This is a genomic window from Agathobacter ruminis, assembly GCF_002735305.1.
GTDB lineage: Bacteria > Bacillota > Clostridia > Lachnospirales > Lachnospiraceae > Roseburia > Roseburia ruminis.
In genome coordinates this window covers 1-359 of the sequence record NZ_PDYG01000111.1, presented here as the reverse complement: position 1 = coordinate 359, position 359 = coordinate 1, and the positions used below count along the sequence as shown (strand labels likewise).

Annotated in this window: 1 protein-coding gene; it reads left to right on the top strand. The window is 40.7% G+C overall.

The window, feature by feature from the left end; genetic code table 11:
* The coding region (locus CSX02_RS13795) for a hypothetical protein (protein ID WP_207653780.1) at positions 1-359 on the top strand (359 nt) is incomplete at both ends.

The window sequence follows — 359 nt, the reverse complement described above, 5'->3', positions numbered from 1 at the left end:
CCTGGAGAACCCAGGGGAATGAGAACATTGGCAGATATCTTTATAAATGTAAAGGTAACGCATATGTTATTAAGATTTCCGATACCAATTGGGTTGAGTATCAGACTTCTGGTTGGCATACATACAAAGTTTATTATACACATGCGATTCCTCATGGAAATAACCAGTTTGATTTGTTGACGGATGAAGATTATCACGAATACAGTGAAAGCGTTAGCATTTCACAGTCACAGTCTGCATCAGATCATTCATCTGAGTCAGCATCAGTAAGTGCTAGTGAGTCAGCAAGTGTATCAGTATCTGAATCAGCAAGTGTAAGTGCTTCCGAGTCAGCAAGCGTAAGCGCATCTGAGTCAGCA